General features: G+C 70.1%; 11 protein-coding genes. 4 read left to right on the top strand and 7 right to left on the bottom strand.

The features are described 5' to 3' along the window. The first annotated feature begins 2 nt into the window (after positions 1 to 2). The 3 genes from asnB to C9I47_RS11135 are packed head-to-tail and all read left to right on the top strand — an operon-like array spanning position 3 to position 4,908. A complete protein-coding gene (asnB, locus tag C9I47_RS11125; RefSeq protein WP_111266799.1) occupies positions 3 to 1,898 on the top strand; it encodes an asparagine synthase (glutamine-hydrolyzing) in 1,896 nt (631 codons plus the stop codon). After that, a complete protein-coding gene (locus C9I47_RS11130) occupies positions 1,883 to 3,253 on the top strand; it encodes an O-antigen ligase family protein (RefSeq protein ID WP_111266800.1) in 1,371 nt (456 codons plus the stop codon). Before asnB ends, C9I47_RS11130 begins: the two co-directional genes overlap by 16 nt. Next, positions 3,250 to 4,908 carry a right-handed parallel beta-helix repeat-containing protein gene (locus tag C9I47_RS11135; RefSeq protein ID WP_111266801.1) on the top strand — a complete coding sequence of 553 codons (1,659 nt, stop codon included), beginning with the start codon at positions 3,250 to 3,252 and terminating at the stop codon, positions 4,906 to 4,908. The genes C9I47_RS11130 and C9I47_RS11135 overlap by 4 nt, the downstream gene beginning before the upstream one ends. 9 nt (positions 4,909 to 4,917) lie before the next feature. Here C9I47_RS11135 and C9I47_RS11140 read toward each other — a convergent pair whose 3' ends face one another. Beyond that, the gene (locus tag C9I47_RS11140) at positions 4,918 to 5,703 is read right to left on the bottom strand and encodes a YdcF family protein (protein ID WP_111266802.1); all 786 of its coding nucleotides are present in this window, start codon (positions 5,701 to 5,703) and stop codon (positions 4,918 to 4,920) included. A 34-nt stretch (positions 5,704 to 5,737) separates the two neighbouring features. Then, positions 5,738 to 7,213 (bottom strand): oligosaccharide flippase family protein, encoded by a 1,476-nt coding sequence (locus tag C9I47_RS11145; RefSeq protein ID WP_111266803.1) that lies wholly within the window; start codon positions 7,211 to 7,213, stop codon positions 5,738 to 5,740. Positions 7,214 to 7,791: 578 nt separating this feature from the next. On the opposite strand from C9I47_RS11145, the gene C9I47_RS11150 reads away from it, so the two are divergent. Further along, positions 7,792 to 10,407, top strand: coding sequence for a choice-of-anchor Q domain-containing protein (locus C9I47_RS11150; protein WP_190238489.1), 2,616 nt, complete (start codon positions 7,792 to 7,794; stop codon positions 10,405 to 10,407). 128 nt (positions 10,408 to 10,535) lie between these two features. Here the strand turns inward: C9I47_RS11150 and C9I47_RS11155 are convergent, their stop codons facing one another. The 5 genes from C9I47_RS11155 to C9I47_RS11175 form a co-directional block, all read right to left on the bottom strand. Further along, entirely contained in the window at positions 10,536 to 12,251 is a 1,716-nt protein-coding gene (locus C9I47_RS11155; RefSeq protein ID WP_111266805.1) for a glucosamine inositolphosphorylceramide transferase family protein, read from the bottom strand. Continuing rightward, positions 12,248 to 13,057: an alpha/beta fold hydrolase gene (locus C9I47_RS11160; protein WP_145985498.1), complete on the bottom strand. Its 810-nt coding sequence runs from the start codon at positions 13,055 to 13,057 to the stop codon at positions 12,248 to 12,250. Before C9I47_RS11160 ends, C9I47_RS11155 begins: the two co-directional genes overlap by 4 nt. A gap of 3 nt (positions 13,058 to 13,060) precedes the next feature. Then, positions 13,061 to 13,861 carry an alpha/beta hydrolase family protein gene (locus C9I47_RS11165; RefSeq protein ID WP_145985499.1) on the bottom strand — a complete coding sequence of 267 codons (801 nt, stop codon included), beginning with the start codon at positions 13,859 to 13,861 and terminating at the stop codon, positions 13,061 to 13,063. A 230-nt stretch (positions 13,862 to 14,091) separates the two neighbouring features. After that, on the bottom strand, positions 14,092 to 19,098 hold the full coding sequence (locus tag C9I47_RS11170; protein ID WP_111266808.1) for a non-ribosomal peptide synthetase: 5,007 nt from the start codon (positions 19,096 to 19,098) through the stop codon (positions 14,092 to 14,094). Continuing rightward, entirely contained in the window at positions 19,095 to 26,486 is a 7,392-nt protein-coding gene (locus tag C9I47_RS11175; protein WP_111266809.1) for a polyketide synthase, read from the bottom strand. The genes C9I47_RS11170 and C9I47_RS11175 overlap by 4 nt, the downstream gene beginning before the upstream one ends. Between the last annotated feature and the right edge of the window lie 255 nt (positions 26,487 to 26,741).

Raw genomic sequence — 26,741 nt, forward strand, 5'->3', positions numbered from 1 at the left:
CGATGTGCGGGATCGCCGGCATCGTCGCCGCCCAGGGGCGACCCGCGCCGTCGGCCGCACTCGGACGGCGGATGATCGATGTCATCCGCCACCGCGGTCCGGACGACAACGGCCTGCACTGCGACGGACAGGCGGTGCTGGGAATGAGCCGGTTGTCGATCATCGATGTCGCCGGCGGACACCAGCCCGCCTATGCCGCCCAGGACCGGGTCTGCATGGTGTTCAACGGCGAGATCTACAACTTCTGCGAGCTGCGCCGCGACTTCGAAAGGCAGGGCGCGCGCTTCCGTACCCGCGGCGAGGCCGAGGTGATCCTGCAGGCCTACCTGCGCCACGGCGCCGACGCGATCGCGATGCTGGACGGCATGTTCGCCATCGCGATACGCGACCAGCGCAGCAACGAACTGCTGCTCGCCCGCGACCGTTTCGGCGAGAAGCCGCTCTACTACGCCCATGGCCCGTTCGGACTGCTGTTCGGTTCCGAGCTCAAGTCGCTGCTGCAGTCTCCCGACTGCCCGCGCGACATCGACCCCGACGCGCTGTCGGCCTACCTCGCCTACGGCTACGTGCCGTGCCCACTGAGCATCTTCGCCGGCGTCAGCAAACTGCCGCCCGGTCACCTGCTGCGCTACCGCAACGGCGGCGTCGAGCTGCGCCGCTACTGGCGTCCCAGCCTGGCCACGCGCACCGCCCTGGACGCGGGCGAGGCCGGCGAGAAGCTCGTCGAGCTGCTCGATCGCGCGGTCTCCAGCCGACTGGTCTCCGACGTGCCGTTCGGCGCCTTCCTCAGCGGCGGACTGGACTCCAGCACGGTGGTCGCACTGATGACCCGCCACCTGAGCCGACCGGTCAAGACCTTCAGCATCGGCTTCAAGGAAGCCGCCTTCAACGAACTGGCCGACGCGCGCCGGGTCGCGCGGCACCTGGGCACCGAACACCATGAACTGGTGGTCGAACCCGACGCGGTCGCCCTGCTGGAACGCCTGGTCTGGCATTTCGACGAACCCTTCGCCGACTCCTCGGCGGTGCCGACGTTCCTGGTGTCGCAACTGGCGCGGCAGCACGTGAAGATGGCCCTGACCGGCGATGGCGGCGACGAACTGTTCGGCGGTTACGACCGCTACCGCCGGCTGCTGGCGATGGAGCGACTGGGGCCGCTGCGCGCGCCGGCGGGTTCGACGCTGCACCTGGCCGGCGCGATCCTGCCCGATCCGCTCGGCGGCCGCCTGCAACGGATCGGCGAGCGCCTGCGCCTGCCGTTCCGGCAGCGCTACCTCAGCGCGGTGGCGCTGATGCGCGCCGATACCGCGGCCGCGCTCAACCCCGCTGCCGGCGGCCCGGGGCACTATCGGCTGCCCATGCTCGACGCGCCCGGCGCCGATCTGGGCGCCGGCGGCTCGGCGCTGGACCGCGCGGTCGCGATGGACCTGCAGAGCTACCTGCCCGACGACATCCTGGTGAAGCTCGACCGGATGGCGATGGCCAACTCGCTGGAAGGGCGCTCGCCGTTCCTGCATCCGGAACTGGCCGAGTTCGCGCTTTCCCTGCCCGAGTCGCTGCGGGTATCCGGCGCCGACACCAAGGTGCTGCTGCGACGGGTCGCGTCGCGATGGCTGCCGCCGCCGGCAATCTCGAAACCCAAGCAGGGCTTCGCGGTACCGCTGGCGGACTGGTTCCGCGGACCGCTGCTGCCATTGGTCGCCGATACCCTGGCCAGTCGCGCATTCCGCGAACGCGGGCTGTGCGACCCGAAGGCCGCCCGGGCCCTGCTGGACGACCATGTCGCTGGCCGGGGCAACCGCGATCAGGCGTTGTGGCAGGTGACCTGCCTCGAACTGTGGGCCAGGCGTTTCCTGGACACGACGGCGCAGGAGGAGCCCTCATGCTGCTGCGCCTGACCCTCGCCCTCGCGATCGTGTTGATGCCGAACCTGCTGTACCTGAAGTTCGGCGCGGCGATCCCGGGCCTGAACCCGGCCAACCTGTTGCTGCTGCTCCTGGTCGGCGCATTGCTGCTGTCGGACCGCCGCCAGGCGCCGATCGCCCCGGGCGTCATGACGCCGCCGCTGCTGTTGTGGGTCGGGGCGCTGACGATCGGCTTCGTCATATCGATCACGACCTCGCCGATGAGCTTCGTCGAGGACCTGACCTATCTGAAGAACCTGGTGTTCTTCCCGCTGCTGTATTTCGTCTACCGCCGTTGCGGCCTCGACCTGCGCTGGACCCGCCGGCTGATATACCTGTCGATGGCGGTCGCGGTGGTGGCCGGGCTGGACGCGGCGATCGATGCGGCCTCCTTCGACATCAACCAGTACTCCGACGCGCAGCGCAGCGCGGGACCCTTCGGCGGCGTGAACGCGTCCAACCGCGCCGGCGTGTTCTACGCGATGTTCCTGCCGCTGCCGCTGGCGGTCGTCCTGTTCGGCCGGGGCCGACCGTGGCTGAGGCTGGCGGCGCTGCTGGGATGCGCGATCCTGGCGATCGCGATCATGGCGACGTTCTCCCGCCAGGCCTACCTGATCGCGATGGTGATCTTCGCCCTGTTGCTGCTGCGACGCAGCGTGCTGCTGGCGGCGATGCTGGCACTGGTCATGATTCCCTCGATCGCGCTGCTCCCGGACGCGGTCAACGAACGGATATCGGCGACCCAGCAGTACGACGCGGTCGGCGCGGTCCAGCTCGACAGCAGCACCGCCAGCCGCTTCGAGATCTGGTCGGGCGCGTGGAAGATGTGGCAGGACCACCCGGCCGGCGTGGGGATCAACCGCTTCCCGCACTACCTGGGCGACTACTCGCACACCTACGAGTCGCGCGATGCCCACAATGCCTTCGTGCTGATGCTCGCCGAGTGCGGCGTTCTGGGCGTGATCGCGATGCTCTGGCTGCTGTGGCGCCTGCTCAAGCTCGGCCTGACACTGCGCGAGGTCGCGCTGCCGGACGACCACGAAACCCGCGCCCTCTACCTCGGCTTCCTGGGCGCCATCCTGGCCATGGCCCTGGGCAACGTCTACGGGACGCCCTTCTTCGACGGCCTGGTCATGGGCAACTTCTGGGCGCTGTGCGGTCTGGTCGAGCACTATGCCGCACTCAAGCTGGAAGCCGTGCAGGGGGCGCCCCCGGCGGAGGACGAGTTGCCGGAACGGCAGGCGATCGGCGCCTGCTTCCCGCTGTCGGCCCGAGCCATGCCAGGCCGCTACGCCTCCGACGGCCCCCCCGTCGAACCCCGGCTGCCGGGCCGGCGCGCGCCGCCATGAAACGCGCCCGCCTGCGCGCGACGCTGGCCGTGGCATGCCTGTGCTGCACATGCACGGCGGCAACGGCGGAAACCTTCCACGTCCGCGACGACGGCGGCGACGGCGACCAGTGCACCGGACTGGCGGACGCCCCCTACCCCGGCCACGGCCGCGCGCAGCCCTGTGCGTGGAGCCACCCGTTCATCGCCCTGCCGCCATCGGGTCCGGCGCGCATCCGCGGCGGCGACACCCTGCTGATCGGACCCGGCGCGTACCGCATCGGCCCCGGCGTTCCCGGCGCCGACGCCTGCACCGGCGACGCGGCCCCGACCTGCAGCCTGGGGCCCCCGCCCGACGGGCCCTCGCCGCAACGGCCGACCCGGTTGCTGGGCGCGCCTCCCGGCACCGCCTGCGACGCGCCTCCGCAGTTATGGGCCGGCGCCGGCAACCGTGCGGTGATCCGACTGGACGGCAGCGACAACATCGAGATCGGCTGCCTTGAAATCACCGACCGCAGCGCCTGCATCGTCGGCTATCCGCGCCGCGGCGATGGCGCGCTCGAGGACCTGCGCTGCGGCAGCCCCGGCGACCCCGGCAACGACTGGGGCCGCGATGGCATTCTCGCCCGCGACGCCGGCAACGTGACCCTGCGCGATGTCGACATCCACGGCATGGCCGGCAACGGCATCCGCGCCGGGCGCCTGCGCGACTGGACCTTGCTGCGGGTGCGGCTGCATGCCAACGGCTGGGCCGGCTGGGACGGCAACGTCGGCGACGCCTCCAATCCCGAGTCGGGCAACCGCGGCGACATCCGCTTCCGCGACAGCGAGATCTCCTGGAACGGCTGCGCCGAGCGCCATCCCGACCGCGACCTGACCGGCTGCTGGGCGCAGCAACAGGGCGGCTACGGCGACGGTCTGGGCACCGCGCGCAGCGGCGGCGACTGGCTGTTCGACAACGTGCGCGTGCACCACAACACCTCCGACGGCCTCGACCTGCTCTACCTGGACGGCAGCGGCAGTGTCACCCTGAGCCGGGTGCTGGCCTTCGCCAACGCCGGCAACCAGGTCAAGACCTCCGGACCGATGCGGATCGAGAATTCGATCCTGGACGGTTCCTGCGCCTATTTCGCCGACCTGCAGCGGGCATCGCCGACACGCGCGATCATGGCCGCCCGCGACCATTGCAGGGCGATGGGCAACACCCTGTCGGTCTCCTTCACCGGCGATTCGCAGGCGCTGATCCGCAACAACACGATCTCCGGCCAGGGCGACTGCCTGCTGGTGACCACCGGCGGCACATCCGGCGCGCGCGCGCAGGTCCGGAACAATCTGCTGGTCGGCGCGGCGCAGTGGCAGCCGGGCGATACCGCGGCGCGGGACACCACCTGCGCCCACTACGCCGTCGACGGCGACGCGACGGTGACGTTCGAGCGCAATCTGTTCTGGCGGGTGAAACCAGGACGCTGCCCGGACGGCAACCGCTGCGACCGCCCGCCGCATCTGCTCGATTCCGGCGACGAGGCGCGACGCTGGACGCCGGCCGCGGGCAGTCCGCTGATAGACGGCGGAATCCGCCTGGAAGGCCTGGACCGCGACTACTTCGGCAGGTCCCGCGACGGCCGCCCGGACATCGGCGCGATCGAAGCGGGGACGGACCAGGCCGCCAGCGACTGAACGCTCCGCTCACTCCCCGTCGGAGCCGCGCCAGGCCCGCACGCGGTAGTGGGCCAGTCCGACCAGCTCATGCACCGCCGCTTCGGTCTTCTCCAGCGCACTGCTGCCCGGCACCAGCGACCCGGGCAGTCCGAACGGCAGTTGTCGGCGGTCGGTCGCCAGCGGGCACACCTGGAAGCCTGCGCGGGTCAATGCGAAGCGCGCCCGCGGCATATGCATCGCCGAGGTCACCAGCACCACCCGCGGCGGCAGCGCTGGCCGTTGGCGGCGCAGACCCTGGGCGTTCTCCCAGGTCGTGCTCGACCCCGCCTCCATCCTCAGCGCGGCGGTGTCGACGCCCAGGCGCTGTGCATAGGCGGCCATCAGCGACGCGGTCGCGACCGTGTCGCCGTCGGGCGTGGCGCCAAGCCCGGGCTGCGGTCCGCCCGACATCACCAGCACGCGACCGGGACCCGCGGACCACCAGGCGACACCGGCTTCGACACGGCGCCGACTGCTCAGGCTCAGTACCCGGAAGTCGCCGGCATCGACGGGCGTGTCGTCGATCGCGCCGGCCAGGACCACGGCGACGTCGACCTCACCGTCGCCGCAGCCTGCCCCGGAGACGGGTACCGGTTTCTCCAGCATCGCCACCAGCAGGTTGGCGACCATCGGCGTCATCGCCAGCACCGCCAACACCGCCGCCATCGCGCAGGCCCACGACAGCGCGCGGGCGCGCCGTCCCCGCGAACGCGCGCACAGGCAGACGCCGACCAGGGCCAGCAACAACCAGCTCAACGGCGACAGAATCCACATGCGGCGATCGGCCCCGGTATCGAAGGAGCCCGGGTCAGGCCAGACCCAGGGACTTGAACCTGAATACCGCCTCGCGCAGCTTCCTGTCCAGCGCCAGCACCGGCAACAGATAGAACAAGCCCCACGCCACGCCGCCGGCGATCACCTGCCTCAGCGGCGCGTCACCCAGCAGATCCCGCGCGAAGCCGGCCGCCGCGATGAACATGGCCGCCGCCCCCAGCGCGACCAGCAGGCGCCTGCGCTCCGGGAACTGCAGCAGCTCGCGCGGACAGAACACGCACCGCGAGGTCGCCAGCATCAGGTAGCTCGCGACGGTGGCATAGACCGAGCCCATCACCCCGAAACGCGGAATCCAGACCAGGTTGAGCAGGATGTTGACGGCGGTCGCCGCGAGGGTCAGCAGCATCACCGTCTTGGTCCGCTTCTTGAGCAGCAGCCCGTAGCCGCTGACATCGAGCATCGGCAACAGCGCGAACAGCGCCCCCAGCCACATGAACACCGGTCCGGACGCGCGCTTGCTCGGCCCGGTCATCACTTCCAGCACATCGGCGCCCACCACCCATATCGCCGCCCCCACGCCGATCGAAACGTAGGTGACCGGCAGCAGGACCCGCAGCTTCAGCGCCCTGACCTCATCCGCGCCCGAGGTGCCGTGCACACGATTGGCGACCGGGTTGAACGCGCCCCACAGCGGGTCGCTCATGATCACCGACACCTGCATCGCCAGCGCGCTGCCGATCGTGTAGACGCCGACCGAGGCGTAGTCGCCGAGCATGCCCTTGAGCATGATCCGGTCGATCGAGACCAGCATCATGCCGACCATCTCGTTCACCACCAGCGGCAGGCTGTAGGCGAGCGACGCCCGGTACGCGGACACGTCCAGCGATCCGCGCGAGAACGACAGGTTGCGGAACACCCACCACGCGTAGCCCGCCGCCAGCAGCAGCGCAGCGGCGATCTTGCCGGCATAGACCGACATCGCGCTGCGCTGGATCCAGTAGACGAACGACAGGATCAGCACCAGTTCTACCCATCGCCACGAGACCCGGCTGGCATTGAGCAGCCCCGAGCGCTCGCTGACCCGCAGGGTCATCTCGACGTGGCTGATGAACACCAGCAGCGGCATCAGCACCAGCGCGCCCCAGAACACCGGCGACACCTTGACTCCGCCGAAGCCCACCACGCCCATCGCGACCAGGGCCAGTGCGCCCCACAACAGCAGGGACACCACCATCGGCACCAGCACCAGGTTGGTCGCGAAGTGCCGCAGCCGCGCCTCGTCGCCGCCGAACGGATACAGGCGCAGGATCGCGTGCTGTCCGCCGAGCTTGACCACGGCGATGGCCAGCATCAGCCAGGTATCGAAGTAGCCCAGTATTCCGTACTGGGTGTTGTCGAGCATGCGGGTGAGTGCCGGGAACGACACGAACCCGGCGGCCATGATCAGGACCGTCGCGCTGGAATAGCGCAGGTAGTGCCGGCCCAGGCTGACGTTCGCCTGCGCGCCCATCTAGCCCCCGCCGGCGCCCGGTGACACGCGGCCCGACCGGGGCGTCCGCTCGGGGGCGGTCCCCCTGCAACGTCGTCGCATTTCCATGGCCCTTGCGCTGGTGGTGACTGCGGCGCTCGAGGGCGCCATCGCTGACGGCGGGACCGCCTCCATGCCGCCACGGAGGCACCGCGCAAATCCGCGCAACGGCCCGCGCCACCCCTTCTAACGCGACCGGCATCACGGCGAGGACAACGGCGCCGTCGCGGATTCGGCCGAGCCCCCGGGCCGCGTCGAGACCTCACCTCGCCTGTTCATCCGGCCCTGTCGGAAGCGACGGCTTGCTGTTGTGTGAATCAAACCCCCGTCGCCCTAAGTCTATGACGCAGTTCCGTTTTTTGTCGCTGTTTGCGCGACGCAGTGCACAAAAGGCCCGCCGGTGCGCCCCTAGCATCGCTTCCGGCTTCGGGGAGGCCGCTTCTTCCACTTGCAGTCTCAGTGAATGGCGTCTTTGGCGTCGGAGTTTGTCGAAAAAAATGATCAGATCGAACCTGAGCCGACGCGCTCTCTGTTTTCTACTCGCACCGCTTGGCCTGGCCGTGATTGGCTCGGCGCAGGCGGCCACCACCTACTACGTACGGACCGACGGCGGTAACGCCACCCAGTGCAACGGCCGCGCCAACAGCCCCTACCCGGGCAGCGGCAGCAATCAGTCCTGTGCCTGGAAGCACCCCTACTACGCCCTGCCCAGCAGCGGGACCCCGCGCATCGCCGGCGGCGACACCCTGATGATCGGCTCCGGCGAATACAAGATCGGCTACGGCGCCGAGGGCATGGCCGGCAACTGCGCGGCCGGCGACCGCAGCGCGTGCTCGCTGGGCAAGGTTCCCAGCGGCCCCAGCAGCAGCCAGAAGACCCGCATCCTCGGCAACAGCAAGTCGCCGCCGAAGCTGTGGGGCGCCGAGCGCAGCTGGAGCGTGATCAACCTCAACGGCAGCTCCAACGTCGAGCTGGGCTACCTGGAAATCACCGACAAGGACCAGTGCGTGTCCGCGCACAGCGTTTCCAGCGCGGCCTGCAATCGCAGCTCGACGCCGTACGGCAACTGGGCTTCGATCGGCATTTCCGCCAGCGACTCGGGCAACGTCCACATCCACGACGTCGACATCCACGGCATGGCCCTGCAGGGCGTGAACGCCGGCCGGATCAGCAACTGGACGCTGGAGCGGGTCAAGATCAACGCCAACGGCTGGGCCGGCTGGGACGGCAACGTCGGCTCCAACAGCTCCAATTCCGGCAGCATCATCTTCCGCGACGGCGAGATCGCCTGGAACGGCTGCGGCGAGAACCCGAGCACCGGCGCGCCGGTCAACTGCTGGGGCCAGAAGGCCGGCGGCTACGGCGACGGCCTGGGCACCTACCTGACCGGCGGCCAGTGGCTGTTCGAGGACATGTTCGTCCACCACAACACCTCCGACGGCCTCGACATGCTGTACATGGACGGCGCCGACGGCAGCTCGGTGACGATGCGTCGCGTGTACGCGGTCGACAACGCCGGCAACCAGCTCAAGGTCAAGGGCAACAGCACCATCGAGAACTCGGTCGTGGTCGGCAACTGCGCCTACTTCGCCGGCAAGTACTACATGCAGTCCGGCGACATGTGCCGCGCCTCCGGCAACGCGATCTCGGTGAGCCTGTCGTCCAACGACAAGGCCTACATCCGCCACAACACCATCACCGGTGAGGGCGACGGCCTGATCATGACCACCGAAGGCGATTCCAGCGCGACCACCACGATCCAGAACAACGTGCTGATCGGCGCCAACGACTACCTGGCCACGCTGGCCGGCAGTCCGCAGCTGGCGGTGGCCCATATCGTCTACAACAGCTCGGCCAGGTCGGTCTACGCCGGAAATCTGATCTGGAACGTCAAGAACAACCAGTGCCCGTCCGGCAGCATCTGCGGCCAGAACCCGAAGCTGACCAACCTGAGCCTGGACAACTTCGACGCGATGCCGCTGTCGGGCAGCCCCGTGGTCGATGCGGTATCGGTGCTCTCCGGCGTGACCACCGACTTCTACGAGGCCCCGCGTCCGTCGGGCAGCAAGTCGGACATCGGCGCGGTCGAGGTCCAGGCTGGCGGCAGCACGCCCGACCCGACGCCGACCTGCACCCGCGCCAAGCCGACGGTCTCGTTGACCGGTCCGACCGACGCCATCGCGGTCGGCCTGAGCGTCAACTACACCCTCAAGGTCACCAACAAGGACAGCTCGGGCTGCGGCAACACCAGCTTCGCGCTGGCGCGCTCGGTGCCCAGCGGCTGGACCGGCACGCTCTCGGCCAGCAACGTGACCCTGGCCCCGGGCGCCAGTTCCACCACCACCCTCAGCGTGGCCGCCGGCAACGGCACCAGTGCCGGCGCCTACAACATCGGCGCGGCCACCAGCAGCGCGGTGGGCAGCACCCATACGGCCAGCGCCAGCGCGGTCTTCAACGTCAAGGAGGTCAACACCTCCGGCGGCCAGGTGACCCAGGCCCTGGGCACCGACAAGAGTGCCTACATCGGCGGCGAGACCGTCTACGTGAGCGCCCTGGTCAAGATGGACGGAGAGCCCGTGGCCGGCAGCACGGTCCGCTTCACCGCGGTCAAGCCCAACGGCATCGAGATCGTGATGAGCGCGACCACCGACGCCCAGGGCTATGCCCGCGCCAGCTTCGTCAGCGGCACCGGCCCCAGCTCGATCGGCAGCTACGGCCTCAATGCGGTCGCCAGCGTCGGCGACAAGACGGTGACCTCGACCGCCAGCTTCACCGTCAACGACGGCAGCGGCGCGACCGAGCCGGTCGAGCCCGATCCGGTCGAGCCCGAGCCGACCGATCCGCCGGTGGTCGTGGTGCCGCCCGAAGGTGAAGGCCTGGTCCAGGAGATCGAAGTCAACAAGGGTCTGTACGGCCTTGGCGACGATGTCCGCATCTCCGGCCGCGTGCTCGGCGACGGCGAGGCGGTGACCGGCGCCCGCGTCGACCTGCGTGTCTACCGCCCCAATGGCAGCATCCAGAAGCTGCGCGCCTACACCGACGCGGACGGCCGCTTCGAGGCCATCCATTCGATCGGCTACAACAAGAAGGAAGCGGGCGACTACACCGTCAGTTCGACGGTCAGCGCCAACGGCGACGACGCCACTGCCACGGCGAGCTTCACCGTGGCCCGCTAGACCCGGCCACAGGCCGGCTCCCCACCCCGCGCCCGGGGCGGGCGCCGGCGCGGTCCGGAACCTGGCATTCGGATCGGGCGAGGCAACTCGCCCGATCTTTTTTTGTCCGCGCGACACCGCGGTTTGGATCACCCGCCCGCGGCCGCTCCTGCCGACGCGCCCAGCCCGCCGGCGCCGGCCGCCGGCTCCGCGCGATGCGTGCCGCCGTAGGCGAAGCCGCGCACGTCGATGGTTTCCATGCATCCCGAGCGGCTGTAGGTGTGGCATCCGTCGCGGGCACCCGCGGTCGCGGCATCGAGCCTGCCGAGCCTCCGCTCGCGATAGCGCTCCGGCCCCAGCTCCAGGATCTCGTGAAACACGACGGCGGCGCCGTAGGCTTCGACACAGTCCTGCGACGGTCGCACCAGACGTCCGCGGTCGACGAACAGACGCCCGGCCATGCGCGCGCGGCCGGCATCGTCGACGATCGGATTGGCGGGATGCGGCCGATACGGCCCGGTCAACGCCTCGGCGACGAACAGGAACAGACTGTCGCAGGAACTGGCGCCGCCCTCGGCGACATTGGCGAACAGGTACCAGTGCCCGTCGTGGAAGTGCAGCACCGGATCGACCACTGGCCAGCCCCGCAGCAGCTCCGAGTACGGTTGCCAGTCCAGCGCGGTGGCGCCGCGCCGGTACAGGGTGACGCGGCGATCCTGGCCGGACTCCACGGTCATGAACCGCTCCCCCCACCAATCGAACAATTGCGGGAACGAGAGATGGAACGGCCGCCGCAGGGCGACACCGATCCGCTCGGCCGTGCCGCCGGCATCGATGCGCAGACAGGCGATCACCCCTGCGTTGACGTCGTCCGGACACTCCTCGACATACACCAGCTCGTCCTCCGGGCCGCCGATCACGCATGGGTCGGCCCAGTACCAGCCGTCCGGCGCCGCCAGTTCGATGCAGCCGGCCGCGTCCGGGTGCGCCGGGTCCAGCGACCGGGTCTGTCGACGCACCAGCACCGACCAACGGCCCTGACGACGGCGCACCCGCTGCCAGCGCTCATGCATCCGCACGCCGATCGCGGCGAGAAAGGCCCGACCCACCGCCAGCGGTGCGGTCGTGGGGGCCAACGGCGCCAGCCTCAGGCGGCGGACGCGGCGATCGCCACCGCAGGAGGACGTCCGCTCACGCGCGTGTGCCAGCAATGCCCTGAGCATCAGCGACGGCAGTTTGTCGCAGGCCCGCTTCAACTGACCGTCCAGCGCTGCGCGGCAGGTCGCCATCCGGCCACCTGACAAGCGTCGCCAGCCGTCTTTCCGCGATTGCAGTTGCAGCGCCACCGACGTCGCCGCGCCCGGCTGCAGCATCGGCGGCAGCAGGCTCGAGAGCAGGTCGAGCTCGCGACGCAGGGACGGCTCCAGGCACCAGCATCCGCCGGTCGCGGTGGCGGCGGCGTCCTCGATCCATCCGCCGTCCACCGCCGCCACGACCAGCTCCGGCCGCAGCGCCGCGAGTCTGGCCAGCACCTCGTCGCGGCTGCGGCCGGACTCGCCCGGAAGCGTTCGCCCGTCCTGCGAAAGCGGCTCCAGGAACCGCTCGCGACCGCGCGCGCGACGCCGTTCGAGCGCCAGCGCCAGGCGCAGCACGGTCCTGCCGGGGACGTGGGCGGATGCGCGGGCGTCGTGGACGAGAAACACCCGCACGTCGAGCCAGGGCGTATCGCCGGCAAGCCGCAGGAATCCATTGATCCAACCGGGGACCTTGGCCCCGGCCAGCAGGACCACACGCAACGGTCGCGACGGCGACGGGTACAGCGACGATGCCGCCCCCCGGCCCGGCAGTCGCGCCACGCCGTTCATGCCGCCGCCTCCATCGCCTCCTCGCCCACCAGCCAGGTCTCGACCGTGTCGAGCAGGCGATCGCGGTGCCGGCGCGCGTAGAAGGTGTGATCGCAATCGGGCCAGTAATGCATCGATACACGTGGATCGCGGGTGCCGGCGCCAAGGCTCCAGCGGAACTGGCGCGGGTGCAGGAAGCGGTCGGTGTAGCCGCCGGTGAAGATCCACAGCGACCGCACCCCACGTTCGACGAAACCCGAGAACTGGTGCCGGGCCTCGCTCTGCGAAGGCCACTCGCGGTACATGCTGCTGTCGCCTCCGGCCCGTCCCCCCTGAGGCAACCGATGCATCAGCCGCGCGGCGACCCCCGGCCAGGCGCGCGGTCCGCGCCGCAACACGTCGCCGGCGCGCGCGAGGTGGAACCACGGCCCGGTGAAGGTGACGCCGTCGATCATGATCAACCCGGCGACACGGGTGTCGTCGCATGCCGCCGCCCACGCCGCGTCGGCGGCACTGCACACGCCACCGACGACGAACCTCCGCTGTCCGGTTTCCCGGCTCAGCGCCTCGATCGCCTCGACCGCCGCCTCGCGCACCCCGCAGCCCTTCAGGCGTGGCGTCTCGCCGACCCCGGGCGACTCGTAGCGGAATGTCCGCATGCCGTGGCGTGCGAGCCGGTGCGCCAGCTCCACATGCAGACGGAACGGGCCGGCGCGCGGAATCAGCCCCGCACTGGGCAGGACCAGTATGGGGGCGTCCGACCGCGCGCTGCCGGTCAGCACGCCGGACAGTCGCGACCGCGGTCCGAATCTCAGGATCGTATCCATACCCTAGCTCCCCGCGCCGCCGTCGGCACGGGCCGCGGCCCCGCTCCAGGCCAGCATCGCCTGGCCGAGCGCGTCGACGATCGCGCGCACGCCCGGCGACAGGAACAACGCCGACTCCATCCGTGTGCCGCCGCCGAATTCGGGCGCGTCGGCGTCCAGCGCCAGGCCGAACTCCGGATCCAGCTCCAGCGCCCGCATGTGCGGACGGGTCACCGCCCAGAACGCGACATGCTCGCGCGCCTCGGGAGGCGGCATTCCGAATTCCGCCAGGTCTTCGCGCAACTTCCGCGATGCCGCGACTCCCATCAACTGGAGGTCATCACCGGCATCGTCATCGGAATCGCGCTGGCGACCGGTGCGGATCGACGAATAGCGTCCAGGCGAACGCCGCTCGGCCGCATCCTCGCGCTCCAGTTCCTGCAACCAGTTGAGTCCATCGAGAATGGGCTCCCACAACACCACCAGGTCGGGGCGCGCGCCCGCCGCGATCCACGACATCACCGGCAGCGCGCCGCCGCGGAAGGCGATCACGATCAGGCGATCGCGGGAATCCGCGTGGATGCGCTCGCGCAAGCTCGCCTCGGCCACCCGCAGATCGCGTCGCATGGAATCGAAGTCGGTGTCCTCGCCCAACCCCATCGAATCGCCCATGCCATAGAAGTCGAACTGCATCGCCGGGAACCCCAGCGAGGCGAGGTGGCTGGCCATCTCGGTCAACAGTCGCCGGCTACGTGGCAGCTCGTGGAACAGCGGCGCCACCAGCAGGATCGCGCTCGCCTGCCGGCGGCCCTCCGGGAGGTGCATCGCCGTGTAGATCCGGCGGCCGGGATCGCCGCTCCATCCCGCATCCCAACGCGATGCGGCGTCAGCGGCGCCGCGCGGCGCGGTCCGTGCGTCGTTGACATCGCCATGCCCGGCCGGGGGCATGTCCGCGGGTTGGATCGCATGCGCATCCACTTGACTGACCTCTCCAGCTGTTGCGGTTCCTTCCCTCGCCGATCGCCGCATTTCGCAACCCGTCCAGGCGCCGACGGCTAAGCCGACGCGCCACCGAACAGTCGCTTCAGCCGCGCGCCGAATCCGATCCTGTTGCCGCTGCCCGGGGCCTCGGGCAGGTCGACGGCGATTTCCGAAAGTCCCTGCGACGCCAGGCGTACCAGCTTGATCTGCAAGCCGGTCTCGCGTGCGACGCGTTCCGCCATCTGCATGCCCTGCATCGAGTTGCCGCCCAGATCGAAGAAGTTGTCGTCGGGTCCCGCCGGGACTCCGAGCAACTCCTCCCAGATCGCCGCCAGGTACCGTTCCTTTGTGTCCAGGTTCATCGCCTCGCCTCCGGCCCGGACGGGTTGCGGATCGACCGGGGTGTCCGAACACGCCGGGCCGCCGGTCGTCGGCGCCGGGGGCGCAGCCGCGGCGGCACCGATCATCAGCGGCGCGCCGTCGTCGAAGCGCGTCAGCTCGCTCAGCGCCTGCCTGGGATCGCGCGCGATCTCATCGAGCGTCGTCATGAAACGGCGATGGATCCGTTCCGCGGTCGCGGTCTCGTAGAGTTCGGCGTTGTAGACCAGGCCGCCGATCAGGCCCTGCGCGTTCTCCACGAACCACAGGCCGATGTCCTCGGTCGCGCCCGGCTGCAGCACCGGCACCCGCGAATGACTGAGCGGTCCCCACATCACCGGCCGGCCGCGCGCATCCTGGAACGAGAACAGCGACTGGTACATCGCGCTGCCACCGGCGTCGCCGCGCAGGCTCAAGGCATCGGCCAGATCCTCCAGGCGCACATCGGGGTTGGCGAAGCTGTCGAGCACCTCGGACTTGACCCGCGCCACCGCATCGGCGAACGAGCCTTCCGGGTCGATCGCGATGTGCAACGGCAGCAGGGTCGTGAAGTAGCCCATCAGGTGCTCGAGCTCGGCCGCGTTGCGACCGCGCACCGGAGTACCGACGACCTGATCGTAACAGCCGCTCATTCTCGCCAGGGTCACGCAATAGGCCGTCAGCAGCACCATGGACAAGGTCGCATCGATCTCCAGCCCGGCCCGGTGCAGGCGACCGGTCAGCTCGCCGGGCACGCTGGTGGTGATGCTGCGCCCCGCGCCCGACATGCCGCGCCGGCGCGGATGGTCGGTCGGCAACGCCCGGGGCGCGTGCCCACCATTCGAGTACGCGGAAATCCGCTCGCGCCAGAACGCCAGCTGCCGCGCGTACTCCTCGCCAGCGACCCACTGGCGATGCCAGGCGGCGAAGTCGCCATAGCCGACGGCAAGCTCCGGAAGCGCCGGTTCGCGCCCCTGACAGCGTGCAGCGTAGAGTTCGGACAGTTCGGCGTAGAGCACGTCGAACGACCAGCCGTCCCAGATCAGATGGTGCGGCATGAAGAACAGCACATGCTCGTCCTCGCGCAACCGGAACAGGTGCGCGACGAACAACGGCGCACGGTCGAGGCGGGCGAACGGCACCCGGATCAACTCGTCGATCCTGCGTCGCAGGGTCGCCTCGCGCTCGTCCGGCGGCAACGCCGACAGGTCCTCGACCTCGCCGATCACCGGGCCGATGTCGTCGTGGACGATCTGGACCTCCTCGCCGTCGACGACAGCGAAGCCGGTGCGCAGCACGGTCTGCCGCTGCGCCAGCGCCTGCAACGCATCCTCCAGCGCGGCCACGTCCATCGGTCCGGTCAGCCGGTGGGCGGACGGTGTGTTGTAGGTGACCTGGCCGGGGTTGAACCGCTCCAGCCGGAACAGTCGCTCCTGCATCAGCGACAGCGGCGCCCGGCGGCGATCTGGCCGTCGCGGCACCGCCGTCTGAGCCGGCGCGCCACCCCGCCCCTCTCCGCCGTCCAGCAGTGCGGCCAGACCGGCCACGGTGGGCGCGTCGAACAGGGTCCGCATCGACAGATTGACGCCCAGCTGCTTGTTGATCCGCGCGGTCAGCTGCGCGGCCAGCAGGGAGTGCCCGCCAAGCGAGAAGAAGTCGTCGTCGACACCGATCCCCGGCAGGGCGAGCACCTGCTCCATCAGCTTCGCCACCGCGCGCTCGGTATCGGTGCGCGGCGCCACCCGGTCCGGCGCACGGCGCGCCTCCAACGACGGCGCCGGCAGCGCCTTGCGATCGACCTTGCCGTTCGGCGACAACGGGATCGCCGACAGGAACACCACGTGTTGCGGCACCATGTAGCCGGGCAAGGCCCTGCGCAAATGATCCAGCAAGCTTTCCTCGTCGGCCTTGCCGGCGACCCGCGGCACCACGTAGGCGACCAAGCGGACATCGCCCGGCTGGTCCTCGCGCGCGACCACCGCGCAATGGGCGACGTCCGGGTGCCCGGCCAGGTTGGCCTCGATCTCGCCCAGTTCGATCCGGTAGCCGCGGACCTTGACCTGGAAGTCGAGCCGGCCCAGATGTTCTAGGGTGCCGTCGTTGCGCCAGCGGCCGCGGTCGCCGGTGCGGTAGATGCAGGCGCCTTCGACGTCGGAATGCGGATCGGGCAGGAACCGCTCGCGGGTCAGCTCCGGGCGGTTCAGATAGCCCAGGGTCACGCCCTCGCCGCCGATATGGATCTCGCCGGGCACGCCGATCGGACACGGTTGCGCATGTTCGTCGAGCACCCAGACCGAGGTATTGGCGATCGGGCGTCCGATGCTGATGCCGCGCTCGGGATGATCCAGGCGGGCGCAGGTCGACCACACCGTGGTCTCGGTCGGGCCGTACATGTTCCACAGGCTCCCGCAGCGTCCGCGCAGCTGCACGGCGAGTTCCTGCGGCACGCTCTCGCCGCCGATCAACGCCTTGAAGCCGGGGCCGCCGCTCCAGCCCGACTCCAGCAGCAGGCGCCATCCCGACGGCGTCGCCTGCATCACGGTCGCACCGCTGACCTCGAGCAGCCTTCGCAACTTGCCGCTGTCGCGCACCTCCTCGCCGGCCATCACCAGGCTCGCTCCGGTGACCAGGGGCAGGAACAGTTCCGGCACCGACATGTCGAACGACGTGGTGGTCACCGCCAACAGGCGATCGTCCGCCTCCAGGCCCGGCTCGCGGCTCATGCTCGAAAGCAGGTTCACCAGCGAACGGTGCGGCACCATCACGCCCTTGGGCTTGCCGGTCGAGCCGGAGGTGTAGATCACATAGGCGGCGGATTGCGGCCCGATGCCGACCGCGTCGGCCGCCAGCGGATCGGTGCGGCTCCAGTCCGGTGCGCCGGCGCCGGCCTCCAGGTCGAGCCGTTGCGCGTCCGCAAGACCCAGCGCCTGCGCGGCGCCGTCTCGCTCGATCACGCAGGCCAGGCCGGCATCCTCGACCATGAACCTGAGCCGTTCGCAGGGGTAGTCCGGATCCAGCGGGACGTAGGCGGCACCGGCCTTGAGCACGCCCAGCACCGCGGTATAGAGCTCGGGACCGCGGCGCATGCAGATGCCGACCCGGTCGCCGGGGCCCAGTCCGCGCGCGCGCAGCGCGTGGGCGAGCGCATTCGAGCGCCGGTCCAGCTCGCCGTAGCTGATGGTCCGGGCGGCGCCGTCCGGCGCGTCCAGGTGCCCGTAGGCGATCGCGACGCGATCGGGCGAGGCCGCGGCGATGTCGGCGAACCGCGCATGCACGAGGCGCTCCGGCGCGTAGGCGGTCGGCGCCGGTTGCAGCGAAGCCAGTGCCGCCAGCTGCCCGGCATCGAGCCAGGCCAACCGGTCCCAGGCGCAGGAAGGATCGGCGACCGCGCTGCGCAACAGCTCGGCATAGGCGTCCATCCAGCGGCGGATCGTCGCCGCATCGTAAAGATCGGTGTTGTACTGGCACTCCAGCCGGATGCCGGCGGCGGTCGGTACCGCATTGACGAACAGCTCGAAGTTCTCGTAGCTGCGCGCGTTGGCGCTGAACTCGCAGCTCAGGCCGTCGACTCCGAAGCCATCGTCGTCGACCTTCTGATCGAGGTTGAACAGCACGCTGACCAGCGGCAGGCGGCTCGGATCGCGCGGTATCGCCAGCTTCCTCAGCAGCGTACCGAAGGTGTAGCGCTGGTGTTCGAACGCATCCAGCAGCGACGACGCGGTCTTGCCCAGCACCGACACGAAGTCCTCGCCGTGCGCCACGTCGGTGCGCAACGGCAGGATGTTGACGCAGTGTCCGACCAGCGCGTCGTGGCCGCCACTGGCCTGTCCGGCGGCAGCGATCCCGATCACCAGGTCGGTCTGCCCGCTGAGCCGCCTCAGCACCGAGGCGAAGCCACCCAGCAGGGTCGAGAACAGGCTCGCACCGTTGCGGGCGCCGAGCTTGCGTACCGCCGCGACCAGTTCGGCGTCGAGGACGACATCCTCGCGGGCGGCGTTGAAGGTGCGATGACGCGGCCGCGGACGGTCCAGCGGCAGGTCGAGGGTCGGCAACGGATCGGACAGCAACTCCAGCCAGTAGTGCTCGTCCTGCCGGGCCTGCTCGGATTGCGCCCAGGCGGCCTGCTCGGCGGCATACTCGGCGAAGGACCGGGCCGGGGCGGCAGCGCCTTCGCCACCGGTCGCGTGCCGCCGGTAGCCGGCGGCGATGTCGCGCGCGATCACGCCGAACGACCAACCGTCGCAGACGATGTGATGCGCGGTCAGGACCAGCAGGTGATCCTGCGCAGCGAGCGTGAACAGATCGGCGCGGAACAACGGCCCCTGTTCGAGATCGAAGGGGGTCTCGACGGCGTTGCGCAGATAGTCGGCCACCTCGCGGTCGCGCGTCGCCGCGTCCATCCCGGCCAGGTCGTGCACGCCGACGTCGACATCCGCCCGCTCGGCGATGTAGAGCTCGTCGCCATCGGCGCCCACCGTCGCCCGCAACGATTCGTGGCGCGCGCCGAGGTCGGCGACCGCCCGGCGCAACGCGTCCACATCCAGAGCCCCGCGCAGGCGCAGCGACACCGACTCGTTGTAGGCCAGCGAACCCTCGCGCCCCAACTTGTCCGCCAGCCACACCTCGCGCTGCGGTTCGGTGATCGGCACCACCCGTTCGAGCGCAGCCTGGGCGAACGGATCGTAGTCGATGGTTTCGAAGTTCGCCGATTCCTGGCTGTTCATGCGCTCACCTTCAAGAACTTGCCCGGCGTGCCGGGGTCGGGCACGAACCAGGCCGGCTTCCCATCCGGGTCGCGGCCCAGCCGCGCGCCCGGTATGGGTGGATTGTTGGCGTCGAAGGCAGGCTCCGTCTCACGGTGTCGCGGAACGAACTCCGCCTCCTGCAGTTCAAGGACGGACTCCCTGAAGGCGTCCACGACATGGGCGAAGTCGGCCTCCGAGTGCGCCGTCGTGAAGAAACACGGAAAGTTGTCGAGAATGTGGACACCGCGGCTGCGCATCATCGCGAACAGCAGGTCCTGCAGCGGGTGGTCCTCGGTGAAGGCGACCTTCCAGAACGAGGTGTAGTGCTTGATCGAGATCGGTGCCCCGACCTCCTCGCAGAAGGCGTTCATTTCCTCCGCCATCGCCGTGGTGCGGGCGTTGAGCAACTGCTGCAGCGAGGGCCCGGCATCGCGCACGTGCTCGAGCACGGCCTTGGCCGCGGCCAGGGCCAGCGGATGGCGGACGAAGGTGCCGGCGAAATAGGTCACCCCCACGGTCGGGATCGAGTCGTCGCCGAACTGCCAGTAGCCGCCGTCGAGCGCGTCCATGTATTCGCGCTTGCCGGCGATCACGCCGATCGGGAAGCCGCCGCCGACCACCTTGCCGTAGCTGACCAGGTCGGCATCGATGCCGAACAGTTCCTGCGCGCCACGGGCGTGCGCACGGAACCCGGTCACCACCTCGTCGAAGATCAGCAGCGAACCCGCCTGCGCGGTGACCTCGCGCAGCTCCTTGAGGAACTCGCCCGGCTGGAAGTCGGGACGACGGCTCTGCACCGGTTCGACCAGCACCGCGGCGATGTCGTCGGCGCGCTCGCGGATGATGTCCAGGGTTTCGGGGGTGCCGTAGTCGAGCACGAGCACGTTCTCGGCGGTGTTGCGCAGGATGCCCGGCGCCGCCGGTATCGACTTGAGCTTCCTGGTGCCGCGGACGATGACCTCGTCGAAGATGCCGTGGTAGGAGCCGGTGAAGATCACCAGGGTGTTGCGACCGGTCACGGTGCGGGCGATGCGGATGGTGCCCATCACCGCCTCCGAACCGGTGTTGCACAACGCCGCGCGGGCCGAGCCGGTGACCTCGCAGACCAGCTTGGCGACCTCGCCGGCGAGCGGGTGCTGCGGGCCGATCTCGTAGCCGAGATCGAGCTGCTGGCGGACCGCGTCGAGCACGAAGTCGGGCTGCCAGCCGAACAGGTTCATGCCGAAGCCATTGAGCACGTCGACGTATTCGTTGCCGTCCAGGTCCCACACCCGCGCGCCCTGCGAACGGCAGACCACGATCTGGTAGGTGATTTCCTTCAGCAACGGCCGGAAACCGTTGACCACCCGCGGGTCGGCCAGGTGCGAGCGATGCGCCTGGGTGTATTCCTTGGAGCGCTGGGTGCGCGCGGTATAGCGGCGGATGAAGGCGTCCAGGCGGGCCCGTTGCCGGCCGGTCAACTCGTCGGCGGAACTGTGGATCCGGGCGATCGCCCCGAAGGCCTTCTTCACGTCGTAGCGGGTATGCGAGAGCGCGGTCTCCTCGTCCGCGGCGTCCGCAGGCGCCGGTGGCGCCGTAGTGTCCGCTGCCGGTGCGGCCTCGACCGGCGCGGCCACCGCCGCCGACGCCGCCATTGGCGCCTGTCCGCCCAGCAATGCCAACTGCTGGGTCATCAACTGCATCTGTTGGGCGATCACCTCGCGGACGAATCCGCCGCCCGCCGGTGCGCCCGCATCGGGCATCGGCGCGGGCACTGCCGGCATTGGGGGCATCGCCGCGGCCGCCGCGGGCGGCGCCGGCATCGCGGTGTCGGGGGACTCGGCCGGCACCGCCGGCTCGGCTTCGGGCGGAAGTTCGGCATCCAGCATCGAAGCCAGGCTCGCCAGGCTCGAACACTCGCCCATCAGTTGGCGGAACGCGACCTGCACCGAGAAGGTCTTCTGCAGCTGCAGCGCGATCTGGGTCAGCATCAGGCTGTCGAGGCCCAGCTCCATGAAGTTGTCGTCGGGGTCGGCGTCGGACAGGTCGAAGCCGGCGACATCCTCGATCAGTTCGCTCAGGCGGGCACGCAACCGCAATGCGCGCGGCACGGCGGAAGCCGCAGCGGCGGCCGGCGCAGTCGGGGGACGGGGGGCGGAAGGACTGGGCACTTGGGTCTCCGTGGCCGCGCTCGCGGCGGTGGGGGGCGTCTGGGCCGGGCTCTCGGCTGCGTCATGCGCGGATGCCCGGCCGGCATCGGACGAAGGTGTTCCGGCAACCGCCGCTTCGATCCAGAAACGTCGGCGCTGGAACGGATAGGTCGGCAGGCGCAGCCGGGCCCGCCGCTGGCGGCGGTCGAAGCCGGCGGCATCGATGTCCACACCCGCCGCCCATAGCTGGCCGGCGGCGCGGCGCAGGCTGTGCAGCTCGGCACCGGGGCTGTCGGCAAGGCTTTCCAGCGCGCGTCCGCCGCGTTCGCGGATCGCCGGATGCTGCCGCGCCAGCCCGCTCAGGGTCCGGCGCGGGCCCACCTCCAACAGCACCTGCGCCGGATTCATGGTGGCGACCGCCTCCAGCGCCGCGGCGAACCGCACCGGCTGGCGCAGATGGCGCGACCAGTAGCGCGCCGAGGTCGCTTCCGCGTCGCCGAGCAGCTCCGCGGAGACCGTGGAAACGATCGGCAGCGACGGAGGCGACAGCGGCACCGACGCCACTTCCGCCTCGAACGGCGCGACTACCGGATCCATCATCGCCGAGTGGAACGCATGCGATGTGCGCAGCTCGCGGCAGACCACGCCGTCGCCCTCGAGTGCCTGCGCGAAGCCGCGGATCGAATCGCCGGGACCGGCGACCACGCAGGTGCCCGGCGCGTTCTCGGCGGCGACCTGCAGGTCGTCGGGCATACGCGTGCGGACATCCTGCGCGGACATCCTGATCGACAGCATGCCGCCGGCGGGCTGCGCCTGCATCAGCGCCCCGCGCCGCGCGACCAGACGCAGCGCGTCCTCCAGCGCGAACACTCCGGCCAGGGTCGCGGCGACGAATTCGCCGACGCTGTGCCCGAGCATCGCGACCGGGCGCAGCCCCTGCGCCATCCACACCCGCGCCAGCGCGTATTCGATCGCGAAGGTCGCCGGCTGCATGATCGCGGTCGGCAGCAGGGCATCGGCCTCGTCCGAGAACAACCGGGTGCGCAGATCGAACCCCAGCGGCTCCGACAACACCTCGGCGCATTGGTCGATGGCCTTGCGAAACTCCGGCTCGGCGTCATACAGGCCGCGGCCCATGCCCGGATAGGTGGCCCCCTGCCCCGGGAACATGAACACCACCCCGGACTCGCGTACCGGTTTGCCGCGCGAGATCGCCGACTCCAGCTCCCGGCCGCGCAGCTGGGCGATGGCGTCGCCGATGTCGGTGCAGGTCAGTGCGACCCGATGCGCGAACGCCTTGCGGCCGCGGGCCAGGGTCCAGGCCACGTCGGCGAGATTGGCGTCCGGCGCGGCCTCGAGGAACCCGGCCAGGCGGACGCAGGCGGCCTGCAGGGCGTCGCCGCTGCGTGCCGAAAGCACGATCGTCTGCGGCCCCTTGGCGGGATCCGAGCACGGCGTCGGCGGTGCCTGTTCCAGAACGACATGGGCATTGGTGCCGCCGACGCCGAACGAGCTGACCCCGGCGCGCAACGGCCCGCCATCGCCCTGCCACGGATGCAGTGCGTCGTTGACCACGAACGGCGAGCCGGCGAACGCGATGTCGGGATTGGCGCGCTGGTAGTGCAGGCTGGCCGGTATCTTGCGTTCGCTCAGCGACAACGCGGTCTTGATGACGCTCGCCGCGCCGGCGGCGATGACCATGTGGCCGACATTGCTCTTCAGCGACCCGACCCGGCAGAAACCGACATCGTCGGTGCTGCGCCGGAATGCCCGGGTCAGGCCCTCGATCTCGATCGGATCGCCGAGCGGCGTGGCGGTTCCGTGCGCCTCGACGTAGCCGATGCTGCGGGCGTCGACGCCGGCATCGTCGTGCGCCATCGCGATCACCGCAGCCTGGCCTTCGCTGCTGGGCGCGGTGAAGCTCGCCTTGTGCCCGCCGTCGTTGTTGACGCCGATGCCGGTCACCACCGCATAGACCCGGTTGCCGTCCGCGCGCGCCGCCGACAGCCGCTTCAGCAGCACCGCCGCGACGCCGTCGCTGAACACCGTACCGCGGGCGTCGGCGTCGAAGGTACGGGTGTGGCCGTCCGGGGACAGCATCGCGCCTTCCTGGTACAGATACCCGCTGTTCGGCGGACAGGTCACCGAGGCGCCGCCGGCCAGCGCCATCTCGCACTGCCCCGAGCGGATCGCCTGCACCGCCTGGCAGATCGCCACCAGCGAGGTCGAACAGGCGGTATGCACGCTGACCGCGGGACCGGTCAGGTTGAGCTTGTTGGCGGTACGCGTGGCGATGTAGTCCTTCTCGTTTCCGAGCATCACCTGGAACGCGCCGATGGTTCCGATCAGGTCCTTGCGCGGCGACACGTGACGCTGGAAGTAGCTGCCGTTGTACATCCCCGCAAACACACCGACCGGGCCGCCGGCATCGTCGGGGACGTACCCCGCCCGCTCCATGCACTCCCAGCAGGTCTCCAGGAAGAGGCGCTGCTGGGGATCCATCAGCTCCGCCTCCCTGGGACCGATGCCGAAGAAGGCGGCATCGAAACGGTCGACGCCCTCGATCACGCCTCGCGCCGGTACGTAACCGGGATCTTCGCGTTCCTCGCGCGGAATCGACGGATCGAGCTGGGACGGATCGAACGATGTGATGGTGTCGCGCCCCTCGCACAGGTTGTCCCAGAACGCCTCCACGTCGGCGGCGCCGGGGAAGCGCCCGGCCATCGCGACGATGGCGATCGGATCGTCGTCATCGGGACGGGACCGGCGCGCGGCGCGTGCTTCCGGGGCGGAGGCCGACGCCGTCCGCACGCAGCGCCGGTCCAGGGCGGCGGCCAAGCGTTGCGGCGTCGGTTGGCGGAACAGGTCGATCGTGGTGATCGCGGCCAGCTCGGCGGGTGCTGCGGCAGACAGCGCTTCGACCAGGCGCACCGCCAACAACGAGCTGCCGCCCAGCTCGAAGAAATTGTCATGGCGACCGACGCCGTCGATGCCCAGCACCGTGCCGAACGCATCGCAGATCGCGGTCTCGATCGTGCCCAGCGGCGGTTCGTAGGCATTGGCCAGGTCCGGGCGGCTGGCATCGGGTTCCGGCAACCGGCGGCGGTCGAGCTTGCCGTTGGGCGTCAGCGGCCAGGTGTCGAGGGCGATGAAGCGTGCCGGCAGCATGAACTCCGGCAGGGTCCGCGACAGGAAGCACCTCAGCTCGGGCGCCGGCACCGGCGCCGCGGCGGGCTGAAGATAGGCGATCAGACGCTTTTCCGTCGCCCCGTCGCCGCGCGCTTCGACCGCGCAGGCGCGCACGCCCGGATGCTTCGCCAGCGCCGCCTCGATTTCGCCCAGCTCGATCCGGTAGCCGCGTATCTTGACCTGGGTATCGGCGCGTCCGACGAACTCGATCGCGCCGTCGGGACGTGCACGGACCAGGTCGCCGGTCCTGTAGAGCCGCGCCGGCTGAGCCGCGAACGGATCCGCGACGAAGCGCTCGGCGGTAAGCGATTCGCGATTCAGATAGCCGTTCGCCAGGCCCGCTCCACCGATGTACAACTCGCCGACCACTCCGAGCGGCAGCGGCCGCCGCTGCCGGCTCAGCACCCGGAGGCAGGTGCCGGCGATGGGCCTGCCGATGGGAATCGATGCCGCATCCGCGTCCAGCCCGGGCTCGATCGCGTGGGTGCAGGCGAAGGTGGTGCACTCGGTCGGCCCGTAACCGTTGCGCAAACGGGTGCCGGGCGCGGCCGCGAGCATCCGCCGCACGTGCGGCACCGACAGCGCTTCGCCACCGGTGAACAGTTCCTCCAGGCCGGCCAGGTGACGCGGATCGTCGTCGACCACGGTGTTGAACAGCGCCGCGGTCAGCCAGGCGGTAGTGACCGCATGACGCTCGATCGCATCGGCCAGACCGCTGGCGGTGGGCATCCGCTCGTCGTGGACGACCACGCATCCACCGTTGAGCAGCGGTCCCCAGATCTCCAGGGTCGAAGCGTCGAAGCCCAGTGGCGCCGCATGCAGCATCCGGGTGCTGGGGCCGAGGCCGATGTAGTCGACGTCGCAGACCAGGCGCAGGATCGCGCCATCGGGAATCTCCACGCCCTTCGGCGTTCCGGTGGAGCCGGACGTGTACATGACGTAGGCCAGCGACTGGCGATCACGCCGGTCGTCCGGCCCGGCAGCGGGCGTCGCAACAGGCGCCTCAAGCGGGACGGCGGCGCCCTCTGCGGGCGGATCGAAGGCTTCGCAGACCACGCGCGGCAGGTCCTGGGCGATGCTCCCGCCGTCGCCGTCCGCGTCGACGACGACGGCGCTGGCAGCGGCATCCTCCAGCATGAAGGCCAGCCGTTCCGACGGATAGGCATCGTCGAGCGGCAGGTAGGCCGCGCCGGACTTGAGTATGCCGAGCACGGCGACGATCGCATCGATCGAACGCCGCATCGCGATCGCCACCACCGCGCCCGGGGCGACGCCGGCGTCACCAAGGCGCGCGGCAAGCGCGTTCGCGCGTGCGTCGAGTTGGCCATAGCTCAGGGCCGCAGTCCTGTCGACGACGGCGGTCGCATCGGGATAACGCGCGACCATCGCCATGAAGGCCGACACCACCGACCGATGGCCACCGGCAGCCGGGTCGGCGCCGGCCCCCAACGGCGTCGCCCAGTGACATTCCTCGGCCGTTGCGACATCGATGGCCTCGACACGAGGCTCGCGAAGCAAGGCTTCCAGCACCCGCGTCAGCGCGACCGCCATCGTCTCGACGGCCGTCGAGCTCAGCGGGGCCTGGAATCCGACCTCCAGCACCGCAAGCACATCCCCGGACAGGCCCCAGAGCGATGCCGCAGCCGCCGCGCTGCGATCGCAATCGCGTGTCGCCACCGCCCAGATGCAGTCGCGCATCTGCGCCGGCGCCATCGGTTGCAACTGCGAGGCGACCCGTCGGCACCAGGCATCGGGATCGTCTTCGCCCACGATCTCGACGTCGCCCTGGTGACCGCCGTCGCGATCGAACCGCGTCGCCAGGATCCGGTCGGCGCCGGTCAACCGGGACTCGGACAGCGCCAGCGCGGCGACGAGCAGATCGGCACGGCCGGCGGCGTCGATCGACTCCAGCGCGGCGCGCAACGTGTCGGCCAGCGGCACCTCGATGCGCTGCCGTTGCGACGACGCGGATCCCGCCCGACCGGGCAACACCTCGAGCAGCGTCGACGCCTCCGGAGAAGCGCCGACAGGCGCGATGGGTTCATTCATGGCGGCCGAAACCTCTCCCCGGTGCGCCGGTCATGCACACGGCGCACGGGACCGTCACCGGTCCTGTCGAGCGGGCACGCGTATGACGGAAGCGTCCGTTTTCTGGCATGGAACAGGCCCTGCATTGCGGCTGTCGCGCATCCGGCGACTCTTATTCCACAACGGTCTCCAGCCGCGAACGCGGCCAGTCGCGGCGGTTCCGGGGCGGCACCGCAACGGAGTAGGATGTGGATGCAATGCCAGTGGCGATGCCCT

The sequence above is a fragment of the Marilutibacter maris genome, assembly GCF_003233695.1.
In the GTDB taxonomy this organism is placed as follows: Bacteria; Pseudomonadota; Gammaproteobacteria; order Xanthomonadales; family Xanthomonadaceae; genus Marilutibacter; species Marilutibacter maris.

What these genes read in the sequence shown, in the direction of transcription:
- asnB (WP_111266799.1), top strand. Translation starts at nt 3, where the DNA reads ATGTGCGGGATCGCCGGCATCGTCGCCGCCCAGGGGCGACCCGCGCCG.
- C9I47_RS11175 (WP_111266809.1), bottom strand. Translation starts at nt 26,486, where the DNA reads ATGAATGAACCCATCGCGCCTGTCGGCGCTTCTCCGGAGGCGTCGACG.
- C9I47_RS11160 (WP_145985498.1), bottom strand. Translation starts at nt 13,057, where the DNA reads ATGGATACGATCCTGAGATTCGGACCGCGGTCGCGACTGTCCGGCGTG.
- C9I47_RS11130 (WP_111266800.1), top strand. Translation starts at nt 1,883, where the DNA reads ATGCTGCTGCGCCTGACCCTCGCCCTCGCGATCGTGTTGATGCCGAAC.
- C9I47_RS11170 (WP_111266808.1), bottom strand. Translation starts at nt 19,098, where the DNA reads ATGAACAGCCAGGAATCGGCGAACTTCGAAACCATCGACTACGATCCG.
- C9I47_RS11155 (WP_111266805.1), bottom strand. Translation starts at nt 12,251, where the DNA reads ATGAACGGCGTGGCGCGACTGCCGGGCCGGGGGGCGGCATCGTCGCTG.
- C9I47_RS11145 (WP_111266803.1), bottom strand. Translation starts at nt 7,213, where the DNA reads ATGGGCGCGCAGGCGAACGTCAGCCTGGGCCGGCACTACCTGCGCTAT.
- C9I47_RS11165 (WP_145985499.1), bottom strand. Translation starts at nt 13,861, where the DNA reads ATGCACCTCCCGGAGGGCCGCCGGCAGGCGAGCGCGATCCTGCTGGTG.
- C9I47_RS11140 (WP_111266802.1), bottom strand. Translation starts at nt 5,703, where the DNA reads ATGTGGATTCTGTCGCCGTTGAGCTGGTTGTTGCTGGCCCTGGTCGGC.
- C9I47_RS11135 (WP_111266801.1), top strand. Translation starts at nt 3,250, where the DNA reads ATGAAACGCGCCCGCCTGCGCGCGACGCTGGCCGTGGCATGCCTGTGC.